Genomic DNA, 17,491 nt, shown 5'->3' with positions numbered 1-17,491 from the left:
ACATCAGCCAACCAAACACATAAACTGCCTGGCCGCGCTGACCTCCGAATACATTACACACATGCCCCCATTTAAGCGAATCCGCTGGTAGAACCTGGAAAACGAATCACTTTAGTTAACTCCGTACGCCAGATTTGAGCCTTCCTACGGCTCGGGCGCTACTTTTCAGCAACTCAGAAATCGACCAATTACTTAGTCAGAGCCGCCTTGTCACCTGCGAGTCGTCGCCAAGCAGTGGCAGACGCGACCCCCATCAGCGCACCCGCACCCAGAAACACGCTGCCTGCACCCATCGCGGTAGCACCCAAACCAGCAACCGGCGGCAGGATGACCTGCGCCAAGCGGTTGCCCATCAGTCGGATGGATAGCGCCTGAGCGCGCACTTCGGCATCCACCAGGGAGCTCACCCACGTCATTGACATGGGCATGACAAAACCCCACGCCAAGCCACAGATACCAACCGCGACAACCATCAGCCACGCACTCTGTAGCCACGGCATTGCCAAAAGCGGCAGGACACCGGCACAAACTGCAATGATAAGGACTCGATTGCGATTAGCTCGGTGCAAAACAGTCGGCATGAGGGCTCGGGAAATAATCGCGAGGCCACTACGCGCACCAAGGATTGCCGTCACCTCGGCAACACTAAAGCCCAGTTCGCGTCCCAGCACCGGCACATATGCCGTCAACAGGTCAATGGCTACGATGACCGCAATTGATACAGCCATGGCGCTGGACATGCCGTCGATACGCAGGATGCTTAGGACCGATGCGCCGCTGGCTTCGGCCTGCGCCGGCCGCCTCTTGTCCATCCGGCTGCGGTCGCTAACAGTCGACGCCGGGGATTGCTCAGTTGAGCTAGCAGCTTGCACTTCGGCGGCTGCATTCGCTTCGTGCCGTCGATAAGCAGTTGCGACCGGCCAGCCGATGACCAGGGCGACCGCGCCGATTCCCGTCATCGCCCAGAGCGCAGAAGTGGTGGCGGTCATGGCGCTGCCGTCGTGGTTGGGAGTGAGCAGACCAGCACCGACAATGCCGAGGAACTGCCCGACGGAAATTCCGAGCGTGAAATAAGCAAAGAGGCTATCGAGCCCGGCGACGCCGCCACGCAGGTGCGAAACCATGCCTTGAGCGGCGATGAGCGTGGTCATGTGGGCAAACCCCAGGGCCACGTAGCCGAGCAGAAGAATAGGTAGGTTCGGCGAGAGCGCCATTACTGCTGCCGCGATGACGGTGGCGACGAGACCGGAGTACATGACTTCGGTGGCGCGATGACTGTCGACAAGCTTGCCGGCGGGAAGCGCAATAATAAGAGGTACAAGTGAAAATGCGGCAGTGAACCAGCCGACGGTGGCGGCGGAACCGCCAAAATCGAGGACTCGCCAAGAAAGCAGCACGCGACCGCCGTTGAAAACCGCTTGTCCCAACACAGTAATGAGAACCAATAGGCCGAACCAGCGTCTCATACCTGTTTGTAACTCCCCTTCTCCTGTGTGGTCGTACTCTTCGCGGGGCGATTTCTTTTTGCACGTCAATACCTAAATTGATCGGTGCCTTCTCGTCGACTCGCACTCCTGCCAACCCGCGAAGAGCGGTCAAAGTGATGCGGCTTATTAAGAATAGTCCCTGAAGTTAAACATGTTTAGCGCATAGAATGAATTATTCGGGCATCCTTGTCGATGTAACCGGTTTGCTTATTTAGTTAATAAAGAATCAGGAATTAGGAGCCATGCTTGAACGCACATTGGTGTTCGTCGATACGTCATATTTATTGGCGAGCTTTTACAACTCGTGGGAAACCGGAGCCCGCGGGCAATTAGAAATCGACCTTAGAGAAGTAGTTAGTGTCCTTGACCGAATGATTAACCAGCAGCTGAACCAGCCAGTTCAGCGGCAACTTTGGTACGACGGCATCCCGGAGTCGGGGCCGCATCGTTACCAGCGCTCACTGCGCACGATCGATGGTGTGCAGCTGCGCGCAGGTCAACTCATTGAATGGGGTGACCGACGGACGCAGAAGGCCGTCGATACTCGGCTCGTCGCAGACATGGTTGTCGCCGGCCTGCGCAACCAAGTTTCCGATATCGTGCTGGTCTCGGGCGATGCGGACATGCTGCCCGGCGTCGCCGAGGCTTCGGCTGCCGGTGTGCGCGTGCATCTCTACGGCTTCGGCTGGGACTCCATGTCCGGTGCACTTCGCCATGCCTGCGATTCGACGACAATCCTCGATCCCCGCGAGGACTTCGCCGACGCCATGCAGCTCAATGTCCTCGAAGGCCCAATCCCACCGGTCGTCCGCACGAATAAGCCGCTGGGCGATGCCGAACCAATCGAAGATCTCGGCGCTACCTGCGTGCCGGATACGCGCATCACTCCTCCGGGCGAGGGCTCGCTTGACGACGGCACGGAGAACACTCCCTCCGCCGCCGACGGTGACGCTGCTTCGCCGGAGGCTGGAACTCCGGAGGTTCCGCAGGACCAGCGCGTTGTGCCATCCCCCACCGCTGACAGCGACTCCGACTGTCGCAGCGAAGACAATGCCGCAGCCACGCCGACGGCCAAGGCCGACTCGCCGAAGTTCAACGAGGTCGAGCACGCGGCCAAGATGGGTGCCCGGGAAATCCCGGCGCAGGCTGAGCACCGCGCTGAGGTAGAGCGCACCGGCGGTTCGGAAGCTACACGGGTGGATTCCGCTACTTCGGGCGTTTCGGCTGCCTCACCAACGCAGCCAACGCAGCCAGCACAGCCTTCTCCAGCGACCATGCCCGGCGCGACAGTCAACACTGGCAGTGGGGCTGGTAACGACACTGCGAACAACACCGGAGCCGAGCATGCAGGCGCGTCTGCCTCCGATTCCGCGTCGTCGACTGCAACCGGAAGTGGGGAGTCGGCGACGGAGTCGTCGACAAGCGAAGACGGTGCCAACGCGAGTACGCCGAAACCAAGCCCGCGGCCGAATCCTTCGATGATGGCGCCAAGGAGGAAGCTGCGTAGTCGATACGTGCCCCTGCCGAACGAGGTGTGGGCATCCGCGGGTTTTCAGACGCCGTTCGATGTGGGACAGCAGTACGCGAACTGGTGGTACGAGAATATTGCGAACGAGCAGGCGCGCGATAGTGCCCACTTGCTCTCTGGTGGTGGGCTGCCGCCGGACATTGATCGTCCGCTGCTGCAGTTTGCGTGCGAAACCCTGCACGAATACACGCTGACGGAGACGCAGCGCGTCAATCTGCGCGATGGTTTCCACGCCGGTATCCGCGGAGTGCTGCTCGCGCGGAAGAACGGCGAATTGGAGTAGTAGCGCGCCTTACGGCTTCGGCAGTTTCAGCGGCGTCAGCACTGCTGGCGCGGCTGACGCTGCTGGTGCGGCTGACGCGAGAAAGTGTCGGGGTTTATGTCAGTTTAGGGTGGTTTTTCCCGCTCAAACTGACATAAACCCCGACACTTTCTTGTTGGCGATCGGTGGCAACTGGTGAACGCTACTTCGCTTCGTCTGCGTCCGTTGTGGTGTCCTCGACAGCCTCGGCGGACTCGGCGGACTCCAGCTCGCCGGCGTTATCCTTCGCGGCAGAACCGGATTCGAGAGCAGCGTTTTCATTACTCATCTGGGCACGAATTTCGGCCAGACGCATGTCAGCAGCGGCATCGCGAGTCGAAGTCTCGATCTCAGCCATGCGACCTGCCTGTGAGGATTCCGCGAGCTCCTGAGCGCCCAACGCATTGGCGTAGCGGCCTTCAATCTTCTCACGGACCGAATCCAAAGTCGGCACATTCGGATCCTCGGAAATACCCTGCATGCTCTGGAGAGTCTTCGACGCGGTCTCTTGCATCTTGGCCTGATCGGCCTGCGACTCCAGCTTGCGGATATCCTGCTTAATCTGCTCGTAGCGAGCCTGCGACTGCTGCGCCTGACGCTGTGCCTCCTCAGCAGCAGATACGGCCTGCTGGTGGAGCTGCGTAGTATTTTCCAGCTCCTTTTCAACATTCACCAGCTGGGTGGCAAACACCTCAGCAGTGCTTTCCATCTTCTGTGCAGTGGCCTCATCGCCCTTGGCACGAGCTTGATCCGCATTGGCGAGTGCCTGCCGGGTGTTCTCGGTAATCTTGTCACGCTCAGAGGTCAACCGCCCCAGCTGCATTTCCAGCTGATTGCGGTTGCCGATGATAGCCGCAGCCTGACGCTGAATCTCCTGATGGCGCTGACGCTCGGCCTCAGCTGCCTGTGCAATCTGAACCTTAGGATCCGCATTGTCCTCGATCTTCTTATCGAACGAAGACATCATGTACTTCCAGCCCTTGGCAAATGGATTAGCCATGCAAATCCAACCTTCCTCAACATATGCGGAATAACTAATCGGAACCGAGAAGATTCCATCTCTTAAAAAATTGTACGTGAGCTAGCTCGCTCTCTCTCGGCAAACGGAAAGAGCTGGTTACCGACAAGCAAGACTCCCCCAGAGTTGTAAACTCTCTAAACATGGTTCATTGCCCTCAACGCGCGTACCGCGGACTGGCCGCGAGTCTCGCCGCGGTAATTACTCTGTCAGCAACTGCGCCGCTGGCTAACGCGACAGTCACCGCAACTGCTGACTCCACCGATACCGGTGCATTTTCGCAGGTAGTCGTAGCAGCTCCATCGTCAACGGAGCCGGCTAAGCCCTCCGACGCAAAAACCAAGAAGACCACCGAAAAGCCAGCTGAAAAGGCTCCCGAGAAGAGCACAGGGCGAACCGCAGAGAAGTCGGCGGAACAGTCGGCTGAGAAGTCGACCGAGAAAACCTCTTCACCGACATCGGAAACGTCCTCGACGGAGCCGTCGGAAAGCACTGTGAAAAGTGAGCCGAAGGAGTTTCCCCCACTTGTGCCAGGGGCGAAGACCCAGTGGGGCCTTGGCGTGCAAACTCGTCTCGACGAAGTGACCGAGAACTTCGATGCTAAGGGCGGCATGCTCGGCATGGGCATTCTGGATCGCCAGACCGGTGAGTTCATCTGCAACTCACACTGTGATGATGTTTTTCGCCTCGCCAGCCTGATGAAGGTATTCGTCGCCGACGTTGTGGCCTATTCCAACTACACGCAGCCGAAGAAGGGCGAGATCGTCGCTGGCGAGGGCGATATGCCGGTTGAGGGCAACCCCGACGCCATGCTGCGCGACGACATGATTCGATACTCCAACAACGAAGCAACTGACGAGCTGTGGGATTCCTACGGCGGTGTACGCATCGTTGACAATGTCCGACAGCGCTACGGCCTCTCGGATAAGACTGTCGGCTCACCTATGTGGGGAGCCACCACCAGTACGCCAGCCGACATGGTTGCCTACTTTGACCGGATGCTGAGCGAAGAAGGCGGGCTGAGCGACACGGAGACCAAATACATGCGTCAGCTGATGTACTCACTGCCGCGCTACTCCTACGGCGATGCAGACCAGAACTTCGGTCTGCGTGCAGCGCTACCGAAGGAAACGATTGCCAACAAGTCCGGTTGGTACGAAGAGCAGCACACCACTGCCGGATTCCTTGGCGACGATGACCGTTACGCTATCGCGGTTCTGGGCAAAAACCTGACCGCCAACGAACTCACCGAAGCTGTCAAGCACGTGTTCCCAGACGGGCAGGTTCTGCCAACAGGTGAGAAGGAGACAAAGCACGCCCGCACCAGCGCACCACTGTCGATTGAGGAGGACTCAAACAAAGTCGCTCCAGCCCTGTGGGCGCTAGTAGCAGCACTCGCTGGCTTTGGTATTGGCTGGCTCATTCGTGGCCAGCGCGCGGACTAGATACAAAAAGCCCCCCGCGCGCTTGAGGGCTAGTTCAGGCGCGGGGGCTTACGCGGAAGTGCTCCAAGTCGGAAAACGCACAGTATGCGGGCTGAACCGCAGAGTTTACTCGGTAGCGCTATCCTGTGCGGCCTGCTCGGCAATTTGCGCACGGACATCATCCATGTTCAGCTCCGAAGCCTGGCCAACCAGATCGCTCAGGGCGGCCTCCGGCAGCACACCAGAGTGCTGGAAGAGCAGGATTCCCTCGCGGAAAACAAACAGCGTCGGAATCGACTGAATGCCCAGGGCTGCCGAAACCTCCTGGTTGGCATCGGTGTCCAGCTTTGCGAACACTACCTCTGAGTGCTTCTCGGAAGCCTTCTCATAAATCGGGGCGAACTGGCGGCACGGACCGCACCAGGATGCCCAGGCATCAACGAGCACAATGTCGTTGTTCTGAATGGTCTCGGCGAAAGTCTCGTTCGTAATATCAACAGTTGCCATGGGTCTAACTCCTCTTACTCTTTAACGTCGTGTTCTAACTTCACGTTCTTTACGTAGGTTTTTACCCGTTAGTCTCCCACAACGCACGCGGGGGTCGTTTCATTCCCGCCGGGTTCGCGGGAACGTCGTAAAGCGGCGCGTGCTAGTGGTTGATGCGGACAGTGTTGGCCTGTTTACCCAGGCCATCGATGGTGATGACCATTTCCTGACCATCCTGAAGGTAGGTCTGCGGGCTCATGCCGTGGCCAACACCCGCCGCCGTTCCCGTGGAGATGACATCGCCCGGGTTTAGCTGCACGAACTGTGAGATGTAGGCGATCAACTTTGCCGGGGAGAAAACAAGGTCCGCAATCGGTGCATCCTGGCGCAGCTCTCCGTCGACGTATGTGCGCACCCGCGCGGAGTCCGCATCGAAAGCATCGGCCGTGAGCATCCACGGCCCGAAAGCACTGGCGCGCTGCAACGTCTTCCCCTGTAGCCACTGTGCGGTGGCGTACTGGAAATCGCGCTGAGTGAAGTCATTCATAATCGCGTACCCAGCGATAGCGTCCTGTGCCTGCTCCTCCGACACCCGCAGACAGGTCTCGCCGACGATAACCGCGAGCTCGCCTTCGTAATCGAGCTTCTCCGCGCAGGCCTCCGGCACTCGGATATCATCCTTCGCACCGGCGACGGCATCGGCAAACTTCGCGAATAACGTTGGCACCTCGGGGCGCTGGTGTCCCATCTCGTCGATGTGCGCGGCATAGTTCAAGCCGACGCAGACGATCTTGCCCGGCCGCGTGATCAGCGGTGCGAACGCCCACGCGCTCTCCGCCATGACGTTGTCAGGGTTGTTCCCCGCCTCCGCCAAGAGTTCTTCCGCTTCACGACGCCACGTTGGCCGCGCTAACACATCTCCGAGACAGTGGTCATCAAAAAGGACCGCTACGCCGTCGCCGAGAACAGCGGCGCGGGTTGCACCCTGGTATCGCAACGTTGCTAGACGCATGGCTTTCTCATTTCTTCATGGCTATTCTCTGTGTCACTTCTGCCGCCTGATCGGCTCCCGGTTCCACGCTACCGCCTTGTTGAGCTGAATTAGGAAGCAGGTTCGCTCTTCGGTTGACGCGGCGCCTCGCCTTCAGGCAGGGAAGAATGATTCTGACTGCGCTGAAGGGCACGCTGCCCCGGCGTAGTCATGCGCACTACCCACGCAGGACGGACAAAGAGCCACCCGGCACCGATGGCAAGCAGCAACCTGTGCAGACCAAGACACAGCATCGCCGCAATGATAGTCACCAGCGGCGTCATGATGACTAAGTGTGGGTCCTTCGGCAGGATGAGGTCACAAATAATCATGACCACAACCAACATTGGAATGTGCATGAGGAAGATAGGCAGCGTTCGGCCGCCAACCTTTCAAAAGGCACAACTAGGCGAGTGTTCTGCAGCATCGCCATGACATTGATTGCAGCCAGTGCGCCAGTGGTGGACAGGTACACGCGGGTGAAGCCGACGTTGCCTTCGTTAAAGCTCGAGTAGGTCGCCTGCACCCAGATTGCCACCGACAGGAACGCCGTCAGTGTCACTAGCAGTGAGAGGCCGCTGCGACGCTGTGCCATCCGGAAAATCCAGGGCGCACCGTACATGCCCAGCACGTAGAAGAACAGCATCTTGGTGACAAAGTCCCACGACCAGCTGGACGAGGCAAAAGGTGCCCATGCACTAATGAGGCCTGTAACGATGAGCTGAATCACCGGATGTACCCAGCGAAATGCTCGTGTGAGAATTGCGAACAGCGCCAGCGCCCACAGGAACCACAGGTAGGAAGTTGGTTCGATGATCGCGTGAAGCGTGTTGTAAATTCGCGGCCCCCACGCGCTGTGGTCCGTGATCGGCGGTGGAGACACTATGCCATCGGCATCCACGTGCGTATATGGCATGAGGAAAAGCACGAAGTCACGCAGTGGCACCCAAATCACGTAGAGATAGACCATCACCCAGATTCGGCGATTGGCTAACTTATGCCACGACTCCTTGAGTGCCTTACCGGCGAACAGACCAGATAACAGGAAAAACAGCGGCATACGGATTGGTCCGAGGAAGAAGTTAATCCCCGCCCACTGCGCCGTGTAGTAACCGTGCGCTTGCAGCTCTGTGATGGCATGGCCAAGCACAACTAAAAGAATGCACAGCCCCTTAGCCGCATCTACCCAACCGACGCGCTGTTTCGGCGCACTCTTCTGCCTTTTCGCTTTGGCCTCCGCTGCCACGGGAGCGGCAGTTGGTGACATAGTGCTTCCCCGCTTCCCGACGACTCCGCGTAACCCTCAAAACCTTCAAAACCATCAACGCACGAAAACTCGCCCCATTGACTGTCACTCACCTTACCTAGCCACCCGGATTGCACTAATTCTGGGTGGCTAGGCCAGGCACCTAGAGAGAACCGCTGGGCTCCTCCGCCAGGTTGGCGAACCTGGAGTAATGCAGCTGGTGGGCCACAGCAATGCTTCCGGTCGGTCCACCACGGTGCTTTGCGACGATAATATCCGCCTCACCAGCACGTTCATGGTCAGCCTCCTGCGAGTCCGGCCGGTAAATCAGCATGACGATATCGGCATCCTGCTCCAGCGAACCCGACTCACGCAGGTCCGAGACCTGTGGCTTCTTATCTGTGCGAGCTTCCGGACCACGATTCAGCTGCGAAATTGCAATCAGCGGTACCTCGAGCTCCTTCGCCAACAACTTGAGCTGACGGGAGAACTCCGAGACCTCTTGCTGCCTGGACTCGACTTTTTTACCCGAGCTCATCAGCTGCAGGTAGTCGACCACGATCATCTTCAGATCGTGCTTCTGCTTCAGCTGACGTGCCTTCGCGCGAATTTCCATCATGGTCAGGTTCGGCGAGTCATCAATAAACAGCGGAGCATCACGAATCTTGTCGCCGACCTCGACCAGCTTTGTCCAGTCCCGCTCATCCAGGTCACCGGAGCGCAAAGATGCCATGTTGATCTTCGCCTCTGCGGACATGATGCGCATCATGATTTCATTGCGCGACATTTCCAACGAGAAAATTGCGCTGGTCATGCCGTTGCGAATCGAGGCCGAACGCATGAAGTCCATCGCCAGCGTGGACTTACCCACACCCGGGCGAGCCGCAATAATCACCATCTGACCTGGGTGAAGACCGTTCGTCAGCTTGTCCAGGTTAGTAATTCCCGTCGGCACACCCTGCGCCAGACCGCCGTTTTGGGTAATAAGATCCAGTTCCTCCAGTGTGTCATCCAGGACATCGGCGATGGGAACGTAGTCATTCTTCGTGTTCTCACGTCCAACGCTGAAGATGAGCTGCTGCGCCTCATCCACCAGCTGCTCCGGCTCCGTGTCCTCCGCGCCCGCATAGCCAATCTGGGCGATTTTCGTGCCGGCCTCGACCAGGCGACGGATTGTCGCCTTCTCCGCAACAATGCGGGCATAGAACTGCGCATTCGCCGCCGTTGGAACCAGGGAGGCCAAGGTGTGCAGGTACAGCGGACCACCGATACGCTCCAGGTCTCCAGTTCGATCCAGACGACCTGCCAGCAAAATGGGGTCAATTTCCGAGGACTCACCGTAGAGGTGCAAAATCGCCGAGTAAATCGTCTGGTGGGCTGGCCGGTAGAAATCCTCCGGCGTCAGCTGCTCGTACACATCCGCGACGACCTCTGAGTTCAGCAGCATCGCGCCGAGCACACTCTGCTCCGCCTCGATATTGTGCGGCGGCGTGCGCTCAAAAGTCGCGCCCGCGACGGCACTCGCACGAGCGCCACGACCGCGGTCTCGCTCCCAGTCCCGCGCCCCAGATCCGCTTGCCGACGATCCGTTGCCCGAGCTCTGCGAGAAAGAATACTCCTCCGGTGGCGCATCCTCTACCGGCGGTTCCGGGGGCAGCGGAACGTCATCGAAGGAATCATCGTGGGAATTCACCGAGTAGGAGGACGCCTCGTCCCCTGCTCCGGAATGACCACTATCACCTACAGGCTGACTCATCGTGAGCAGCTCCTCCCCTTCTGGACCACTTAGGTGCCTTTTCAACCCTGTTGCTGACTGACCATCACACTCAATATGTCTGTTCGGACCGCCAGCAGTGGACACCTGACTACCTACCGCAGTTATACCTGTTCGAGCGGATTGATGGACCTGTAAAAGTACCCTTGGAGTCCCCAGAAAACAATCTTCTACGGTGTTTATCCCCGAAGTTATCCACAGCACCTGTGGATAAGCCTGGGGAGAACATGTGCACAATCAAGAAAAGTCCAGGTGAACGGTCCGTAACCCTAAACCGCCGCTTGAATGTTAACGGGGGTAGCGGAGTTTCAATCCGAAAATATTCTATCTACGCAGGTCAGTGCGTATTTGCCTTAATCCTGCACAAATGTAATCCTCTGCTACCCCTTTAGCATCGATGCTGCTCATGCGGAGATTATTAACGATGAATTAATAAAAATCTCGCGCTCTCCAGAAAAGTTATCCACGGCAGCCAGGCAAGTTACCCACAGGTCTATCCACAGCAATCGTCGTTAGCCTGTGGACAAGTCGTAGACGCTCTTTCCAGCACCTGCGTAAAAGGCTTTAAACCAGCCTTAAACCACGAAAAGCCCCGACCTTTCACTACGAAAGATCAGAGCTTCACGTGTGCTGTTGTCATTGGGCCTCAGAGCCCGCGCAGTCTTTAAACGCGGTGCTCGTCAGCCGCCGTCAAAGTAAAAACTCTAAACCGCGAACTTACGCGGCGACGACCTGTACGGAAACATGCGCGGTAATCTGCGGGTGCAGCGCGATGTCAACGGTGTGCTTACCAAGGGACTTGATCTGGCTCGGAGCAAGCACGACTGCGCGCTTGTCGATAGCCTGACCGGAAGCCTTACGAACTGCATCGGCGATGTCACCCTTGGTGACAGAACCGAACAGCTTGCCATTTTCCGAAGCCTTCACAGCAACGGAGACGTTGTCGAGCGAATCAATCTTCTGCTTGACTTCACGTGCATGGTCGAGGTCGCGGATAGCGCGAGCCTCCTGGGCACGACGAATGCCCTCGATCTGCTTTTCTGCGCCGCGGGTGGCAACAATTGCCAGTCCGCGAGGAAGCAGGTAGTTACGTCCGTAGCCGGCCTTGACCTCAACGATGTCGCCTGCGACACCGAGCTTGTCAACGTCGGCGGTGAGGATCAGCTTCATGATCCCTGCCTTTCGCTGGATATGTCTTTAAAAGATTTTGAGAATTGTGGATGCTAAATCTGCTGCAAACTAGTCACGTAGTGCCGTGGCTGGAAGGAGTTTAGAACGGAGGCTCATCGCCGCCGAAGCCGCCACCGGCCGGAGGAGCTGAGTTCCACGGATCTTCCGCAGGAGCTCCGCCACCAAAACCGCGATCGCTCTGTCCACCCTGGTTGCCCTGGTTTCCACCAAAGCCACCGCCGAAACCACCACCGGCATTTCCACCCTGGCCGCGGTTGCCGCCGCCAAAGTTTCCACCGCCGTTGCGTGGAGTGCGCGTGACCTGAGCTCGAGCGAACTTCAGGGACGGGCCCACCTCATCGACCTCAACCTCAAAGACGGTACGACGCTCGCCCTCGCGGGTCTCGTAACTGCGCTGGCGCAGACGACCCTGGACGATGACGCGCATGCCCTTGGAGAGACTTTCGACAGCGTTCTCCGCTGCCTCACGCCACAGGCTGCAGGTGAGGAACATGCCCTCGCCGTCAACCCACTGGCCATCTCGGTACACCCGCGGAGTCGACGCAACGCGGAAATTCGCCACGGCGGTGCCATTCTGGGTGTACTTAAGCTCCGGGTCAGCAACCAAGTTGCCAACCACCGTGATTTGTACGTCTCCCTGAGCCATGCTTCTTCTCCTCGGTTGTATTCTGTCGAGCTGATGATGGGGCTTTCGCCCGCTATCCTACGACTTTCGCATTACCGGTGTGTCCCATTCGAGCACTCTGGTTACGCAAATATGACGCAGATTAACGATCAACCCGCAGCACCTTGGTGCGCAGGATGCTGTCGTTCAGATTCAGACGACGGTCGAGTTCCAGCACGGTTGCGGACTCGCAGGTGAGGTCGACGACAACGTAGATGCCGTCTTCCTTCTTCTCGATCGGGTAGGCGAGGTGGCGCTTACCCCAGATGTCCACCTTCTCCACCTTGCCGTTCTCCTTGCGGACAACGTCGAGGTACTTCTCCAGGGACGGGCCTACGGTGCGCTCATCCTGAGACGGATCGATAATAATCATTACTTCGTAGTGACGCACGGACCTCATCACCTCCTATGGTCTAGTTCTTGTATTTCGGCTACACAGCGTGGTGCGCTGGCACTGTCTTTCATGCCAACCGCTATGCAGCAGGAGGATCGTTGCGTCAAGCAACCCTGCCAGGGTACCGCAGGCAGAGGTATATGTCCTAATCGCAGGCGCCATCGGCAAGCAGTACTGGCAAGCGGTGTCAGGGCGCCGAATAGAAAGAGACGCACACAGAGCTACTGCGTGCGCCTCTTTGAATTGTGAAGTTGTCGCGTGCTTGGTGGGCAGTTAACGCTCTAGCAACTGACTACCTGGCCTGCGTCCTACATTGATGTCGAGGAAGCATGTGCCAACGCAATAATCACCGGAATGACTGTCGCGAATAGGAAAGCTGCCAGGCACAGAGCCCAAATGATTGCCGGTTTCCACTTCTGCATGAAGCCCCAAAAGGCCGTGCCGAACATCAGGAAGCCAATCGCGACGCAGACGATGGTGAAAATCACCCACGTGTCCACTTACTGTCCACCTCCAGGGTTACCGGGGTCTCCGCCGCCTTCATTGCCACCGCCGAAACCACCGCCTCCCGGAATCGGGATGGGCAGTAGGTCAGCGATTCCGCCGCCACCGCCTCCGCCATCGCCACCCGGAACCGGAAGCGGTGCAGGCTGCTCCTCGGAGGACTCAGAGGTCGACTCCTCGGCCGACTCCTCTTCTGTGGTCTCCGGGGCATAGCCCTGGTCATAGCCAGAGTCAGAGGTCGACGGCGCCTGGTACTGCGGCGCACCTGCGACACCACCGATTGGCTCCGGCTTGGTGAAGTACTCAAAGTCCTCGTTAGACAGTGCGTTATCCATGGTGTACTTCCACAGATCGCCCGGGGTTTGCGAGCCGTACATGATGCCACCATAGGAGTTGTAGAGCGCCGAACCATCGACGTTGCCAACCCACACTGCAGTCGACAGCTGCGGTGTCGAACCGATCATCCACGCATCCTTGTTCTGGCCGGTGTCACCCAACTGCGTAGTACCGGTCTTGGCGGCCGACGGGCGACCACCACTCAAGGGCTTGTTGCTGTAACCGGCAATAGGCTCCATGGCCGATATCATATTGGTGGCCACTGCCTTGGAAACTCGACGGTCGCCCTTGTCAGCGTTGGACTCGTAAACAATCTCGCCCTTGGAGTTTTCGACCTTCTCTACGAAGTGAGTCTGCTGATAGACGCCATCGTTAGTCAGGGTAGCCAGACCAACGGCCATATCCAGCGGACGTGAGAGGTACTGACCCAGGGCGATACCGTCCTGCGAGTGACCGTTGTCGTCCATCAGAGTCTTTTCAATACCCGGGATGGACTCAGCCACGCCCAGACGATGAGCCATTTTGGCGGTGTCATCCGGACCATTCTTCAGGTCGCGCTGCAGGCGAATAAACGGGGTGTTCAGCGACTGCTTCAGGGACTCATAAAGCGGAAGCACGCCACCGCCGGCACCGCCGTCGTTGTGCAGAGTGACGTTACCGGACTGCACAGGTGCCGAAGAGTACTGCGCGGTCAGTGGAATACCTTGATCGAGAGCTGCTGCCAGCGCAAAAATCTTGAAAGTAGAGCCGGTCTGCAGACCGCTGTTTGCGTAGTCCCAACCAGTCGGATCGTCGCCACCGTAGTAGGCGCGGACAGCACCGGTCTTCGGCTCCACCGAAACGATGGCGGCACGCAAACCCGTTGACTGATCGACGTAGTTTTCCATCGCATCCAGGGCAGCCTGCTGCACCGTCGGGTCAATGGTCGTCGTAATGCGTAGACCGCCAGTGTTGACCTCCTGCTCGGAGATACCTTCGCGCTCCAACTCAGCCAGAACCTGATTCTTAATCATGGCAGCCGGGCCGGGCTCCGGAGCCTGCTTCGGCGCCAACGCCGGATCGATGGTCTCCGGGTACTGCATTCCCGCGCGGTCCTGCGGCGAGACGATGTTCATCTCCACCAGGCCATCGAGGACGTAGTTCCAACGCTGCTCAGCCTCCGGGCGGTTAGTCCACGGATCCAGTGCGGATGGACGCTGAATCGAGGCTGCCAGCACGGCACCCTCTTCGGCATTCAGCTCACCGACTTCCTTACCGAAGTAGGCCTTCGACGCTGCCGCGATACCGTATGCGTTACGACCAAAGTAAATCGTGTTGAGGTAGGCCTCAAGGATTTCGTCCTTAGTCCACTCCCGCGCCATCTTCGCCGACATGACCAGTTCCTTGGCCTTACGGGTCAGCGTGCGCTCATTGCCCACCACAGCATTCTTGACGTACTGCTGCGTAATGGTCGAGCCGCCACCGGCACTGGAATTACCAGTCACGACTCCCAGAGCCGCACGGGCATAACCAGTCAAGGAAAAACCCGGGTTGGTATAGAAATCACGATCCTCAGCTGCCAGCACTGCATTGCGTACAGCATCCGGCACCTTGTCGATAGTGATGTTGCTTCGGTTACCGCCCTCGGGGACGATGCGCGTGATTTCCTTTTCACCACTGCGGTCATAAATCACCGCAATCTGGCTATTGGCCAACTCCTCTGGCTCCGGCACGTCCGTTGTCGCATAAGCAACACCGAACACAACTACCGGCAACAGCACGACCAGCGCCACGGCTAGACCGAGCCACGCTAAAATTCGCCGCTTATTATCAGTCGGCTGTTCTTCTTGCGCCATCGAGCTTTCCTCTTCATGGTCATCTGGTTCATGGTCATCTGGGGCGTACTGCCCCTTCTCCGGGTCCGGCTCGCTTGCCGACGTCATCTCTGAATCGGTAGCCAGACCCTCGTCATTGCCACCGACCGGAACAGCATCAATGCTGTCGCTGGAATCGTCGTCAAGCGATGCGTCATCGGAGCGTGCGTGCGTATTGAAGGAATCAGCATCCGGCTGATCCCACCACTCGCCTGATGAATTAGAACCCTGGCCCTCGTGAGGGCTGTTAGGACCGCCTGGGCTATCGGGTCGATCATTGCTCACGGGTGCTCTCCCTAGTTTTCTGACTCTTCTCGAGCTGCCTGAAGTGTCCGGGTCAGGAAACTCCACTTGCAGTCGGGGCACACCTCAACTTCTTTGACGGTGCACGAACCATATTCATTAACTATTGCGGATAATTCGTTTTCAGTACAAGCAGAGCCGGAACGACGGCCCAAGTTTTCTCCGAACACCCAGAATACGAGTCGGAGGTCGAATTTGCGACATACTGGGCACTCTTCCTGGGACTTTCTGCCGTGAAAACGCGCGGCAGCGACCAGCCGAGCATCGGCATCACAGAGTGATTTCCGTGAAATCTCCCCTGCACGCCACTGCTCCAATAACTGCTTCTTGAGCAAGGAGTGATCGATCTCGCCCTGCCATGTCATCACGAAGACAGATTAGCAGGCGCGTGCGGGCTGATTTCACCCCCGCTTTATCGGTACACACATGCCCCCTCACGGTTTGAGCATCGGCAAAAAACGCATAAAGGTATAACGTCACGCTCGTTACCTCAATGCGTGCACCCACTCACGGCCGCACCGCTGGCGCAAGGCCCTGGTGCGGGGTCCTGATGCTAGGTTCTGATGCGAGTTCCCGGTGTGAGTTCCCGGCGCGAGGTCAAAGCCTCCGAGCACATAGTTTCAAGGAGAATTACCAAATGAGTTCAATTCGCGTCGCTATCGTCGGCGTCGGCAACTGCGCCTCCTCCCTGGTGCAGGGTGTCGAGTTCTACCGCGATGCAAAGCCCGATGAGACCATTCCTGGCCTCATGCACGTCGTCTTCGGCGACTACCACGTCTCCGATGTCGAGTTCGTCGCAGCTTTCGATGTTGACGACAAGAAGGTCGGCAAGGACCTCTCCGAGGCCATTGTTTCCTCCGAGAACTGCACCATCAAGATTGCCGATGTCCCGACTCTCGGCGTTGAGGTTCAGCGCGGCCCGACCCTGGACGGCGTTGGCAAGTACTACGCGGACACCATCGACGAATCCCCGGCTGAACCGGTCGACGTTGTTCAGGCGCTGAAGGATGCCAAGGTCGATGTACTGGTCTCCTACCTGCCGGTCGGTTCAGAACAGGCTGACAAGTTCTATGCACAGTGCGCCATTGACGCTGGTGTAGCTTTCGTCAATGCCCTGCCGGTCTTCATCGCTTCCGACCCGGAGTGGGCCAAGAAGTTCGAAGACGCAGGGGTTCCGATTGTCGGCGACGACATCAAGAGCCAGGTGGGTGCAACCATCACCCACCGCGTCATGGCCAAGCTATTTGAGGACCGCGGTGTTCGCCTCGAGCGCACCCTGCAGCTCAACGTCGGCGGCAACATGGACTTCAAGAACATGCTCGAGCGCGACCGCCTCGAGTCGAAGAAGATCTCCAAGACCCAGGCTGTCACCTCCAATCTCACCGGTCCGCTGGCCGGCAAGATCGATGACCGCAACGTCCACATCGGCCCGTCGGACTGGGTGGACTGGCTGGATGACCGCAAGTGGGCCTACGTCCGACTCGAGGGCAAGGCCTTCGGCGAGGTGCCGCTGAACCTTGAGTACAAGCTCGAGGTCTGGGACTCCCCGAACTCCGCTGGCATCATCATCGATGCTGTTCGCGCTGCCAAGATCGCCAAGGATCGCGGTATCGGCGGCCCGGTTTACGCCGCTTCTTCCTACCTGATGAAGTCCCCGCCGAAGCAGCTTGCCGACGATGTTGCGCGAGCACAGCTCGAAGCGTTCATCAAGGGCGAAGACTAAAAGGCACAAGCACTTAAAGGTACAAGCCAGCAGCTCCGAGAGCATGTTCCTTGAAAAGCGTCAGCCGGTTACCCATGCGGTAGCCGCTGGCGCTTTTGTGCTTCTCTAGCCTCCCCGCGCCCTCCCACGCTCTTCTCTTCCTCCTCGCCCTACTCGCTGCTGCGCCCATCTCGTCCCCGCCATGGATGCGTGCGCTGCAGTCGTCGTAAAGCAGACAGCAATACACCCG

The 17,491-nt window shown here is 58.2% G+C and carries 16 protein-coding genes; 3 read left to right on the top strand and 13 right to left on the bottom strand.

Features of this window, described 5'->3' with window-relative positions; translation table 11 throughout:
- Positions 1–188: 188 nt before the first annotated feature.
- Positions 189–1,466 (bottom strand): MFS transporter, encoded by a 1,278-nt coding sequence (locus HMPREF2857_RS06420; RefSeq protein WP_070643199.1) that lies wholly within the window; start codon positions 1,464–1,466, stop codon positions 189–191.
- A 263-nt stretch (positions 1,467–1,729) separates the two neighbouring features.
- On the opposite strand from HMPREF2857_RS06420, the gene HMPREF2857_RS06415 reads away from it, so the two are divergent.
- On the top strand, positions 1,730–3,298 hold the full coding sequence (locus HMPREF2857_RS06415; RefSeq protein ID WP_070643198.1) for an NYN domain-containing protein: 1,569 nt from the start codon (positions 1,730–1,732) through the stop codon (positions 3,296–3,298).
- A gap of 181 nt (positions 3,299–3,479) precedes the next feature.
- Here HMPREF2857_RS06415 and HMPREF2857_RS06410 read toward each other — a convergent pair whose 3' ends face one another.
- Positions 3,480–4,316 (bottom strand): PspA/IM30 family protein, encoded by an 837-nt coding sequence (locus HMPREF2857_RS06410; protein WP_070643196.1) that lies wholly within the window; start codon positions 4,314–4,316, stop codon positions 3,480–3,482.
- Between the two features lie 161 nt (positions 4,317–4,477).
- Here HMPREF2857_RS06410 and HMPREF2857_RS06405 point away from each other — a divergent pair, with 161 nt between their 5' ends.
- Complete coding sequence (locus HMPREF2857_RS06405; protein WP_070643195.1) at positions 4,478–5,779, top strand: serine hydrolase; 1,302 nt, start codon at positions 4,478–4,480, stop codon at positions 5,777–5,779.
- 105 nt (positions 5,780–5,884) lie between these two features.
- Here the strand turns inward: HMPREF2857_RS06405 and trxA are convergent, their stop codons facing one another.
- The 11 genes from trxA to HMPREF2857_RS11120 form a co-directional block, all read right to left on the bottom strand.
- Entirely contained in the window at positions 5,885–6,265 is a 381-nt protein-coding gene (gene trxA / locus HMPREF2857_RS06400) for a thioredoxin (protein WP_016421700.1), read from the bottom strand.
- 142 nt (positions 6,266–6,407) lie between these two features.
- Entirely contained in the window at positions 6,408–7,256 is an 849-nt protein-coding gene (locus tag HMPREF2857_RS06395; RefSeq protein WP_070602147.1) for a fumarylacetoacetate hydrolase family protein, read from the bottom strand.
- Positions 7,257–7,345: 89 nt separating this feature from the next.
- Positions 7,346–7,606, bottom strand: a complete 261-nt coding sequence (locus HMPREF2857_RS11310; protein ID WP_246819640.1) for a hypothetical protein — start codon at positions 7,604–7,606, stop codon at positions 7,346–7,348.
- The gene (locus tag HMPREF2857_RS06390; protein WP_246819638.1) at positions 7,603–8,541 is read right to left on the bottom strand and encodes an acyltransferase family protein; all 939 of its coding nucleotides are present in this window, start codon (positions 8,539–8,541) and stop codon (positions 7,603–7,605) included. Before HMPREF2857_RS06390 ends, HMPREF2857_RS11310 begins: the two co-directional genes overlap by 4 nt.
- 142 nt (positions 8,542–8,683) lie before the next feature.
- Positions 8,684–10,276: a replicative DNA helicase gene (dnaB, locus tag HMPREF2857_RS06385; RefSeq protein ID WP_070604812.1), complete on the bottom strand. Its 1,593-nt coding sequence runs from the start codon at positions 10,274–10,276 to the stop codon at positions 8,684–8,686.
- A gap of 735 nt (positions 10,277–11,011) precedes the next feature.
- Complete coding sequence (rplI, locus tag HMPREF2857_RS06380) at positions 11,012–11,464, bottom strand: 50S ribosomal protein L9 (protein WP_005511982.1); 453 nt, start codon at positions 11,462–11,464, stop codon at positions 11,012–11,014.
- 100 nt (positions 11,465–11,564) lie between these two features.
- Positions 11,565–12,131: a single-stranded DNA-binding protein gene (locus HMPREF2857_RS06375; RefSeq protein WP_005511984.1), complete on the bottom strand. Its 567-nt coding sequence runs from the start codon at positions 12,129–12,131 to the stop codon at positions 11,565–11,567.
- Positions 12,132–12,252: 121 nt separating this feature from the next.
- Positions 12,253–12,540, bottom strand: a complete 288-nt coding sequence (gene rpsF / locus HMPREF2857_RS06370) for a 30S ribosomal protein S6 (protein ID WP_005511978.1) — start codon at positions 12,538–12,540, stop codon at positions 12,253–12,255.
- A gap of 311 nt (positions 12,541–12,851) precedes the next feature.
- A complete protein-coding gene (locus tag HMPREF2857_RS06365) occupies positions 12,852–13,043 on the bottom strand; it encodes a hypothetical protein (protein ID WP_016421704.1) in 192 nt (63 codons plus the stop codon).
- Entirely contained in the window at positions 13,044–15,521 is a 2,478-nt protein-coding gene (locus HMPREF2857_RS06360; protein WP_070429057.1) for a transglycosylase domain-containing protein, read from the bottom strand. It abuts the gene before it with no gap.
- 11 nt (positions 15,522–15,532) lie between these two features.
- Positions 15,533–15,904 (bottom strand): DUF5318 family protein, encoded by a 372-nt coding sequence (locus HMPREF2857_RS11120; protein ID WP_224783765.1) that lies wholly within the window; start codon positions 15,902–15,904, stop codon positions 15,533–15,535.
- A 272-nt stretch (positions 15,905–16,176) separates the two neighbouring features.
- Between HMPREF2857_RS11120 and HMPREF2857_RS06355 the strand changes: the two genes are divergently transcribed.
- Complete coding sequence (locus HMPREF2857_RS06355; RefSeq protein ID WP_016421706.1) at positions 16,177–17,262, top strand: inositol-3-phosphate synthase; 1,086 nt, start codon at positions 16,177–16,179, stop codon at positions 17,260–17,262.
- The last annotated feature ends 229 nt before the right edge of the window (positions 17,263–17,491 follow it).

The sequence above is a fragment of the Corynebacterium sp. HMSC076C10 genome, from assembly GCF_001812455.1.
Taxonomy (GTDB): Bacteria; Actinomycetota; Actinomycetes; order Mycobacteriales; family Mycobacteriaceae; genus Corynebacterium; species Corynebacterium jeikeium_D.
The sequence above is the reverse complement of the archived record's forward strand: the minus strand, read 5'-3'. Positions and strand labels throughout refer to the sequence as shown.